Source organism: Pseudomonas sp., assembly GCF_035277045.1.
Lineage (GTDB): Bacteria > Pseudomonadota > Gammaproteobacteria > Pseudomonadales > Pseudomonadaceae > Aquipseudomonas.
The window spans coordinates 1-10,070 of sequence record NZ_DATELE010000268.1; the positions used below are offsets into that span (position 1 = coordinate 1).

Below are 10,070 nucleotides of genomic sequence, written 5' to 3' on the forward strand. Positions count from 1 at the left end.
TAGCGCTGGCGGAGTTCGAGATGGATTCCCGCTTGGCCTGCCGTGCGTTGAAGGTGTCCATCGCGATGAACGGCTTTGGCGTGGGCAGCGTATTGCCCAATGACCTGCCAGGGCCGCACCTGCTGGCGGCGTCGACCGCGCCGTTTGGCAGCCATGCGGGGCATTGACCCACGCAGTTGATCCATCCGCTTACCACCGTATGAAAGGCCCGGCGTTGACGCGCCGGGCCTTTCCACGTTCCATAGGGCACATAGCCAGGATATCCAGCATCAAGAAACCTTGTTTGGGAGACCCATGAAACTCTACATCTACGAACACTGCCCCTTCTGCACCCGCGCCCGCATGATCTTCGGGCTCAAGGGGCTTGCCGTCGAACGCTCGGTGATCCTGGAGGGCGATGCCGAGACGCCGACGCGTTTGATCGGCAAGAAGGCCGTGCCGATCCTTGAGCGCGAAGACGGCAGCCACATGGGCGAGAGCCTGGATATCGTGCGCTATGTCGATGCCATCGGCACGCCGGTGCTGACCACCCCGGCGGACGAGGCCTTGGACGCTTGGGTCAAGCAGGTCTGGACGCCGGCGTTGAAGCTGTTCATCCCGCGCTTCACCAAGGGCGATTTCGCCGAACTGGCAACGCCCGAAGCCCGTGAGGCCTATCGCCTGCGCGAAGAACAGGCCTTTGGCGACCTGGAGGCCTTGATGGTCACGACGCCTGCATTGCTGCTCGAGGTCAACGCGGCCCTGCGCGAACTGGTGCCGTTGCTCGAGGGCCGTGAGGCGCTGGGCATTTCCGATATCACGCTGTGGCCGGTGCTGCGCTCGCTGTCGATCGTGCGGGGGCTGGAATATCCGGAAACGGTACTGGGTTACATGGACCGGCTCGCTTCGCAAAGCGCGGTGCCCCTGTTGTTCGACCAGCAGATGTAGGACAGCCGCTTGTTACCCGCGGGCCCTCAGGAAGCGCCGCGGGTGATCGGCGTGCGGTTGCACACAGGCGTCGAAGCGGCCGAACAGCTTGTAGCGGTTCAGCGCAATCTTGTCGTACACCCAGTCGCGCAGCGGCCTTGGCACGAGCTTGAAGAGGTTGAGCAGGCGCCAGGGCGGTGACAGGCGCGTGAAGATCTCGAACATCGCATCCGAGCGCACGAAGACCTGTTCGCCATGGATCAGCACGATGGTGTTGAACCGGTCCGTGGGCAGCTCTGCCCAGGCGAGCAGGGCCTGGCCCTCGGGTGACTGCACGGTGGCCAGGCGGATGCGCCGGCGGCCGTCATGGCGAATGATCAGGTTCGCCCAGCCGTTGCACAGCTTGCAGGTGCCGTCGAAAAGCACGGCGGTTTCGCCCGGCTCCAGCACCGGCGGCGGGCTACCCATGGCTAGTCGCTCCCGCCATTGCCTGCAGGCGCCTTGCCACTCTGCCGCGGCACGCCAGCATGGCTAGTGCACCGGCCGCCGCCAGCGCCATGTCCTTCTGCGCGTCCCAGGCGTCGCCCTGGGCGCCGATGACTGCCGAGCCGCCTTCGCCAAGGTATTGGCCACCGACCCATTCCATCAGTTCGTAGAGCATCGAGGTCGACAGCACCAGCGACCAGGCCATCAGTGAGGCCCAGGCGCCGGTGAGCTGGCACTGGCGGGTGATGATCTCGCGAAAGGGCAGGGCGGTGAGCACGCCGTAGGCCAGGTGCACGAGGCGGTCGTAATGGTTGCGGTCCGACCCGACCAGTTGGCTGACGTCCAGGCATGCCAGACGTTCGATGGCCGCGTTGTACGGCACCTTGGGATAGGTGTAGTGGGTGCCGACCTCATGCAGGCACAGGAACACCACCAGCATCGCCCAGGCGCGGGCCGACCAGTAGAACCGGTGCCTGGTGAACCACACGGCGATGGCTGCGAGTGCGACCAGGGCATTCTCGATCAGCCACGCCTGGCGATCGAGGGGCGCCCAGCCCAGCAGGATGATCACGGCCACGAGCACGGCCTGCATCGCTGTGATGAGGGAGGTATTGCGTTGGGTCACTGAGAGCTCCGCTGGCGGGTTGGCCGTAAAGATGAACAGCCTGGGCAAGACGTTGGAGGCCACCGCGCGGCCAGAGATTCATTCTTGTTCGAAGCCCGCGCCTTTCATCGGCGCATTACCCTATGCCCAAGGGTTATTTGACCAGCCGTTCAACTTTCCCTAGGGTGGCGGGCCAATGTTCCTGTTTGAGTTTTTCATGACCGACCGCTCTAAACTGCCCCCTACCGTCTACCTGTTGGGGCTTACCATCTTCTCGCTGGTCACCGCCGAATTCATGGTCGCGGGCATGATGCCTGCCTTGGCCGATGCGTTTTCGGTGAGCCTGGCCCAAGTGGGCAACCTGATCGCGTTCTACGCCTTGGGCATGGCCCTGGGCGGCCCGCCCGTCACCGTGTTGCTGCTGTCACGCGGCATCAGCAACAAGCGCGCGCTGGTCGGGCTGCTGGGCATGTACGTGGCCGCCGGCGCGCTGGCGGCTGCCGCGACCGACTATTGGGTGCTGGCGCTGGCGCGGATTCTCATGGGCGTTTCCAGCGCCGCGTGCATCGGCCTGTGCATGACGCTGTGCGCCGGGCTGGTCCGTCTCGAACAGCGTGGCCGCGCGATCGCGGTGGTGCTGGCCGGGCTTATGATGTCGCCAGTTGCTGGCGTGCCGATGACCGCCTGGGTCGAGCAGCATTACGGTTGGCGTGCGAGCGCCTGGCTGGTGGTGGGGCTGGCGCTGGTGTGCACGGCATTGGCGGCGAGCCGGCTGCCCAAGGCCGAGGCGGGCAGTGAAGCGCCGTTGGCGCGGCAGTGGGTTGCCCTGCGGAACCGCAGTCTGTGGGCGGCCTATCTCACCAGCGGGTTGATCATTGGCGCGACCTTCGCCGCGTTCAGCTACTGCACCCCGATCCTGATCGAAGAAGTCGGCATCGCGCCGGGGCATGTCGCACCGCTGCTGGCGCTGTATGGCGTGGCCAACCTGCTGGGCAACATGCTGGTAGGGCGCTTTGCCGACCGTCACACCCTGCCTGCGCTGGGCTGGGGCTTGACCGTGATGGTGCTGGCGCTGGGCGGTTTCGCGCTGGCCGGTGAGCATCAGTGGCTGAACCTGCTGTGCTTCATCGGCCTCGGCCTGACGGGTGTGGCGTTGAACCCGGCGATGGTCGCCCGGGTGATGAAAGCCGCCGAGCCCTGCGCGCTGGTCAATGCCCTGCACACCTCGGTGATCACCGCCGGGCTGGCGCTGGGCAGTTGGGCCGGTGGCGCGGTGATCGATGCCGGTTATGGCCTGCGCGCGCCCTTGTGGGTGGGGGCGGGGATGGCATTGCTGGGGCTGGCGAGCCTGGCGCGTCCGGTGCTGGCCGGGCGGATGGCGAGGGCTTGCGCCTGAGGGTCCGCGATGCGGACCCGGCATGGGGCTAGCTCGTCATTGCAACATGCTGGCGCACAGCGTCTCGATCGTCTCCACCAGCTCTTCATACTGCACAGGCTTGGTCAGGTGCCGGTCGAAGCCGGCATCGCGGGTCTTGTGCGGGTCATGGCCCATGTCATAGCCGGTGAGGGCGATCGCCGGGGTGAACCGGTGCAGCTTGGTCTGGCGCAACGCGCTGACCAGTTCGTGACCATCCATCCTTGGCATCCCGATGTCGGACAGGATCACGTCGTAGTGCTCATGGCTGGCGTTCTCCAGCGCCAGCAGCGGTTCGCTGAAGGCGTTGACCCGCGCCTCTTCCATTTCAAGCAAGGTGCGCATCACCGAAAGAATCTCCGCGGAATCATCCACCAGCAGGACCTTGAGGCCCTTCAGGCGGCCCTGCGGCTGCAACTGGGGCGCGCGCTCGGATAACGTCAGCGTTTCCTTCGACAGAGGCAGCAGCACGGTGAAGGTACAGCCATGCCCGATGCCCGCGGAGCGCGCGTTCACCGTGCCGCCATGGGCGTGCACCAGTTGGCGCACCAGGGACAGGCCGATGCCCAGCCCATCGCGTTTGTGGCTGGAGACCTTGGTGGGCGCCTGGCTGAACAGGTCGAAGACATCCTCGATGTCGCTAACCGCAAGACCAATGCCATTGTCGATGATGTCCAGCTGCGCCTTGCCGCCGGCATGGCTCAGGAAGATGCGGATCCGGGCATTGCTCGGGCTGAATTTCAGCGCATTGTGCAGCAGGTTCCAGATGACCTGCTCCAGGCGCGTGGCATCGCCCTCGACGGTGTACGCAAAGGTTTCAGCGTCGGCGATCTCCAGGCTGACCTCCGCGGCCGGGTATTCCTCGCAGACAACTGTGTGAATTTCGCGGAGCAGGTTGACCAGGTCGAGCAACTGCGTCTGCAGTTTGAGCTTACCGGTGCGGATACGCGCGACGTCGAGCAGATCGTCGATGATCCGCGCCTGGCTGGCGACCGCATCACTGATGGTGGTGACCGCCTTGCTGGCATTGTCGGCGCTTCTTACCGCCGGCAGTCGCCGCAGGATCTCGGCGTTGAGCTGGATCAGGTTGAGCGGGTGCTTGAGTTCATGGGACATGACAGCAAAGAACTCGTCCTTCATGTGGCTGCTGGTCTGGGTTTCCGCCAGTTTCTTGCTTTGTTCTTCATGCAGGCGCTTGTGCCCGGTCAGGTCGCGCGCGATCTTCACATAGCCCATGACGGTTTCAGCCCGCAGCAGGGTGATTTCGCCGCTGCAGTAGAAGCGGCTGCCATCCTTGCGCACATGCCAGCGCTCGTCCTCGCCACGTCCGTGCTCGCGCGCCTGCAGCAGCTCGCTTTCCGCAATTCCCGCGCTGCGGTCTTCGGGCGAGAAGATCAGGTCATAGTAGGCCCCCATGACCTCGGCGCTGCTGTAGCCGAAAATCAGTTCCGCCCCCGTGTTCCAGTCGGTGATCAGGCCCTGTTCATCAAGGATGATGATGGCGAAATCATGGGTGCTCTCGGCGACCAGGCGCATGCGCTCCTGACCCAGGCGCAGGTCTTCCTCGGCTTCGCGGCGCTTGGTGATGTCGATGAAGGTAAGCACGGTGCCGTCGATGTGGTTCTCGCTGGAGCGGTATGGCAGCAGGCGCACGATATACCAGCAGTTGTCGGTACTGCTGACTTCGCGCTCCATCATGTTCAGCGACTCGAACACGGTGGTGGCATCTTCGGCCAGCAGCGGGTAGTTGAGCCGGTGCGTGATGTCCAGCAACGACCGGCCGGTATCCACTGGCAGCATGCTGAAGATATCGGTGGCGCGTGGGGTGAACCAGCGGATATGCATGTTGCGGTCGACGAACACCGTGGCGATGTCGGTGGAGGCGATCAGGTTCGACAGGTAGTCGTTGATCTTGTCGGTTTCCTCGACCTTGGTCTTGAGCTCGTAGTTGACCGTCAGCAACTCTTCGTTGATCGATTGCAGCTCTTCCTTGCTGGTTTCCAGCTCTTCGGTGGCGGAGCGCAGTTCCTCGTTGATCGCCTGCATTTCTTCATTGGACGCCTTGAGCTCCTCGCTGGAGACCTCGGACTGCTCGATGGTGTCCTGCAGGTGCATCTTGGTGCGCTGCAACTCGTGTTCGAGGCTGTTCAACACCTCGTTTTCGGTCTGCAGGTTGATTTCGTTCAAAACCGTACCGGCCTCGATGGGAGAAACGCCGAAGACGATCAGGCGCACCTCCTGATCGGTGATTTCATCCCGGTATGGCTGGCACATGATGTCGACCAGGTAGTCGCCGGACGGATCCGGGACGCGCATCTTGCGCGAGATCACCGGCTTGCCGCTCTGCTGTGCCTGGAAGAGTGTCGTGCGCAGTTCGAGGCGCAGCTGCGGCATGATCAGGATCAGCAGGTTGCTGCTCATTTCGCCCGCGACGTAGCGCAGGAAACGGCCTGCGCCTTCGCTCATGTGGAGGATCTCGGCACTCGCATCGACGATCAGGCTTGGCGGCAGACGCTGCTCAAGCGCCCGGTGGTGAATATCGGCGAAGGATACCTTGCGCGGCGCCTGCACCAGCGGAGGCTGGGCCACCGTGTTCGACAGGGTGAAGCCGCCACGCGGCATGGTAGGGGTGCGGCGGTTGACGCCTCCGCCGATCTTGGCACGGAAGATGCGGTTGCGCTTGTCCACCGGCACGAACAGGTCCGGGCAGGCATCGGCCGACTCCGAAGAGCCCATGAACAGGTACCCGCCTGGGCGCAGGGCGAAATGGAACATTTGCAGTATCTCGCGCTGGATCTCGCGGTCCAGGTAGATCAGCAGGTTGCGGCAGACGATGAGATCGATCTGGGAGAAGGGCGGATCGGCGAGCAGGCTGTGCTTGGCGAAGAGGATTTTCTCGCGGATCTCCTTGCGCACCCGGTAGTGCTGGCTGTCCTTGACGAAATACTGGCGCAGGCGCGTCGGTGGGACATCGGTGATGATGGCTTCGGAGTATTGTCCGGAGCGCCCGACCGCGATCGCCCGCTCGTCGATATCGGTGGCGAATACCTGCAGCTTGGCAGGAGTGGGTTCGAACTTCTGGTGTTCGGTGCACAGGATGGCCAGGCTGTAGGCCTCCTCGCCGGTGGAGCAGCCGGCCGACCAGATGCGCACCTCGTCGCGCCGGGGAACTTCGGGCTCGGTACCCATCAGTGGCGTCAGCACATGCCGCTCGAGTGCCTCGAACGCCTCGCGGTCGCGGAAAAAGTTAGTCACCCCGATCAGCATGTCGCCCAGCAGGTCCTTGGCTTCCTCGGCGTTGCTTTCCAGGTAGCGCTGGTAGGCGGGCAGGTCCGGCTGGGCCGTGACCTGCATGCGCCGCTCTATGCGGCGCAGCACCGTGGCCCGCTTGTAGTGCTTGAAATCGTGCCCGGTGCGTGTGCGCAGCAGCAGGAGAATGTCATGCAACACCTGCTCGGCGGCAGCCCGTTCCCGCTCGGCCGAATTGGCGGGCAGTTGCATGTCATGAGGCGGCGGCAGCTTGATCAACTGCGAGTTTCGCCACAGCTCGATCAGCTTGGCCGGGATGTCCGTCGCTGGCAGCACCACGTCGACCAGGCGGGTGGCAATGGCGGCCTGGGGCATGCCGTCGAACTCGGCATCGCTGGGCGACTGGACAAGGGTGACGCCGCCTTGCTCCTTGATGCGCGACAGGCCGACGGCGCCATCGCTCCCGGTGCCTGAAAGCACCACGCAAAACGCGTACTCCTTGTGCACATCGGCCAGGTCGCGGAAAAACAGGTCGATTGCGATGTGGTTGCCCACCGGGCGGTCAACGGGGATGACCCGCAGATAACCGTCGTTCATCGAGAGCTGGTTGGCCGGTGAAATCACGTAGACGTGGTTGGGTTCGATCGCACAGGTATCATTGACCTGTTTGACCGGCATCGGGGTCGAGTCCTGGATGATCTGGTCGGCGACGCTCTCATGCTTGGGCGAAAGATGCAGGACGATGACGAACGCCATGCCGCTATCGGCTGGCATCTGCTCGAAGAACGTCTTCAGCGCGCCCAGCCCCCCGGCGGATGCGCCGATACCCACCACCGGAAACAGCAGGTGGCTCGGCATGACGCCCTGACGCTCAGGCAGGGAATTCGGGCGCTTTGGAGTCGTTGTCATGATTGCTCGCACATCATCGGGAATACGCTTTCTGGCCAAGGGGTCCGCAACCATTATAGTGCCAGAGTCGGCATGAGGCATGCCGCGCAGCTTCAGCGCCCCGATTTGCAACTGCAAACCTGTCTCATTTACAGCCATGAGACAACCCTCTACACTCAGCCGCCTGATGCTTCAAGCGACTGCGTGCAAGGGCCTGCCAGATGGAATGGAACGGAATCAACCTGCGCTGGGCCTATACCGACCTGCTGCTGAGCCTTGGCCGCAAGACCCAGTGCCTGCAGCGCGCCCATGACGTACTGCACGATGCTTTCATCCGCTTCGTCCTTGCCAGCCAGCGCGCGCGTATCGAGCAGCCCAACGCCTACCTGCGGCGGGTCGCGCACTCCGTGCTCATCGACCATTACCGCGATGCCTCGCGCTTTCTGCCAATGCCCGAAGGCGATCTCGAGCCCTGGATGGATACCCGCCAGGACGCTGGGTTCGCGCCGTCGGCCGAGCATCTGGCCGACCTGCAGCAGCGCCTCGACGCCATCCAGCGCATCCTCGACCACCTGCCGCCGCGTTGCCGCGAAGTGTTCTGGCTGGCGCGTATCGAGGGCCATCGCCAGGTCGAGGTCGCGCGCATGCTCGGCATCGGCGTGTCGATGGTCGAGCGCCACCTGGTGCGGGCGCTGCTCGACCTGCGCGAGGCCCGCGAGCAGTTCGCCTCGTGAATACGCCACGCCACCAGGCCGCGCGCTGGTTCACTCGCCTCCTGGACCTGCCGCCCGACCATCCCGACCACCAGGCCTTCCAGCAATGGCTCGCCGCCGACCCGCGCCATGCCAGCGAGTACCAGGCCTTCGGTGAGCTGTGGGGCAACTTCGCAAGCACCGCGCAGACCCAGGCGCTGGCCACGGCCATGGAAAAGGTCAGCCGGCGGCGCTTTGTGCGCAACAGCGCGCTGGGTGGGCTGGGATTGGCCATGGCCGCAGGCGGGCTGTTGTCGTGGCGCGGCCAAGGCGAGCAGATGCTCATGACCCGCACTGGCGAGACGCGCAAGGTGCGGCTGGAGGATGGCAGCGAAGTCTTCCTCGACGCCGACACGCGGATTCACGTGCTGCCCGGCGAGACGAGCCGGCAGGTATTCCTGCTGCGCGGACGCGCCATCTTCAGCGTCCGGCATGCGCCCGGCCGGCCCTTCATCGTCGATGCCGGCACCGCCCAGGTCCGCGTGCTCGGCACCCGCTTCGTGGTCGAACGGCTGGAGCCCAAGGTGCAGGTGAGTGTCGCCGAAGGGCGGGTCGAGTTTTCGAGCGAAGGCCAGAAGATGTTGCTGACTCAGGACCAGGTAGCCGAGGCGGATGGCGCAGGACAGATCCGCCGGCTGCAGCGCTCCGCCGCGGGGGCGTTCAGTTTCGCCCAGGGCAGCCTGACCTTCGAAAGCGCCAGCCTGGGCGAGATAGCCGCGGCGTTGTCGCGGTACCGCACAGTGCCGGTGACGGCCCTCCGGCCGGAGGGGCAGACTATCACGGCGGTGGTGCAGGTGGGGGATGTGGAGCGGTTCGTGGCGTTGTTGCCCGAGTTGGCGCAGGTTCGGGTGGAAGAGCGGGAAGGGGCGACGGTGCTCGTGCCACGCTGACGGGTTCAGGGCGCAGTGGGGGCAGGTTCCATGGTTCAGTGAAAGCATGCGCGGCCCTAGGCTTGCGGGCTTGCCGCTAGCCCCTTCGCTGGCAGGGAGGAACCCGACCCAGGCAATTTTTCCTATCTCTGGTAGGGGTTTTCCGGCGCTCCTCCGTTAATACGTATCCCAAGTCCCTGACGAGCCGCTTCATGACGTTCACGCCCCTGAAAACCCTGGTCGCCTCCGGCATCCTCACATTGTCCTTGCACGCCGCCGCTGCGCCGATCGACGTCGACCTGCCGCGCCAGCCACTGGCCGCTTCGCTCAAGCAGCTGGCGAGCCTTGCCGGCGTCAGTCTGGCGGTGGACGACAACCTGGTCGCGGGCCAGTCGGCGCCGGCGCTCAAGGGCCGCTTCGAATTCAGCAACGCCCTGGAGCAGATGCTCGCAGGCTCGGGCCTGAGCGTGCGCCAGCAAGGGGGCGTGTGGCTGGTCGTCAAGCGAGAAGCCACGGATGCGCTGGAACTCTCGTCCACCAACATCGATGGCGTGACCGGCGCGCAACCCACCGAGGGCACGGGCTCGTATACCGCGCGGGCCGTGACCATCGGCAAGGGCGTGGCCTCGCTGCGCGAAACGCCGCAATCGGTGAGCGTCGTCACCCGCCAGCAGATGGATGACCGCAACCTGACCTCGCTCGACCAGGTGCTCTACCAGGCGCCGGGCATCACCTTGCAGACCCGCAACTTTGGCGACCACCAGTTCAACGCCCGCGGTTTCGAACTGGGCGCCGATGCCTACCTGGTCGATGGCATGCCTGGAGTCATCCATAGCCCCACCGGCTGGATGACCCCGGACACCGCGGTGTATGACCGCGTGGAGATCCTGCGTGGCGCCGCC

At 64.7% G+C, this 10,070-nt stretch carries 8 protein-coding genes; 5 read left to right on the forward strand and 3 right to left on the reverse strand.

Annotated elements, in window-relative coordinates; translation table 11 throughout:
• The first annotated feature begins 294 nt into the window (after positions 1 to 294).
• Positions 295 to 927, forward strand: a complete 633-nt coding sequence (gene grxB / locus VJS90_RS14985) for a glutaredoxin 2 (protein WP_324122428.1) — start codon at positions 295 to 297, stop codon at positions 925 to 927.
• A 12-nt stretch (positions 928 to 939) separates the two neighbouring features.
• On the opposite strand, the gene VJS90_RS14990 is transcribed toward grxB, so the two are convergent.
• Together VJS90_RS14990 and VJS90_RS14995 are read right to left on the reverse strand one after the other, a co-directional pair.
• Positions 940 to 1,374, reverse strand: coding sequence for a thiol-disulfide oxidoreductase DCC family protein (locus VJS90_RS14990; RefSeq protein ID WP_324122429.1), 435 nt, complete (start codon positions 1,372 to 1,374; stop codon positions 940 to 942).
• Complete coding sequence (locus VJS90_RS14995) at positions 1,367 to 2,017, reverse strand: DUF2238 domain-containing protein (RefSeq protein ID WP_324122430.1); 651 nt, start codon at positions 2,015 to 2,017, stop codon at positions 1,367 to 1,369. The genes VJS90_RS14990 and VJS90_RS14995 overlap by 8 nt, the downstream gene beginning before the upstream one ends.
• Positions 2,018 to 2,213: 196 nt before the next feature.
• On the opposite strand from VJS90_RS14995, the gene VJS90_RS15000 reads away from it, so the two are divergent.
• A complete protein-coding gene (locus VJS90_RS15000) occupies positions 2,214 to 3,392 on the forward strand; it encodes an MFS transporter (protein ID WP_324122431.1) in 1,179 nt (392 codons plus the stop codon).
• Positions 3,393 to 3,428: 36 nt separating this feature from the next.
• Here the strand turns inward: VJS90_RS15000 and VJS90_RS15005 are convergent, their stop codons facing one another.
• On the reverse strand, positions 3,429 to 7,568 hold the full coding sequence (locus VJS90_RS15005) for a CheR family methyltransferase (RefSeq protein WP_324122432.1): 4,140 nt from the start codon (positions 7,566 to 7,568) through the stop codon (positions 3,429 to 3,431).
• Positions 7,569 to 7,768: 200 nt separating this feature from the next.
• Between VJS90_RS15005 and VJS90_RS15010 the strand changes: the two genes are divergently transcribed.
• The 3 genes from VJS90_RS15010 to VJS90_RS15020 form a co-directional block, all read left to right on the forward strand.
• The gene (locus VJS90_RS15010; RefSeq protein WP_324122433.1) at positions 7,769 to 8,281 is read left to right on the forward strand and encodes a sigma-70 family RNA polymerase sigma factor; all 513 of its coding nucleotides are present in this window, start codon (positions 7,769 to 7,771) and stop codon (positions 8,279 to 8,281) included.
• Positions 8,278 to 9,189 (forward strand): FecR family protein, encoded by a 912-nt coding sequence (locus VJS90_RS15015; protein WP_324122434.1) that lies wholly within the window; start codon positions 8,278 to 8,280, stop codon positions 9,187 to 9,189. Before VJS90_RS15010 ends, VJS90_RS15015 begins: the two co-directional genes overlap by 4 nt.
• Before the next feature lie 191 nt (positions 9,190 to 9,380).
• Positions 9,381 to 10,070, forward strand: a 690-nt coding sequence (locus VJS90_RS15020; protein WP_324122435.1) for a TonB-dependent receptor, incomplete at its 3' end; no start/stop codon positions are given.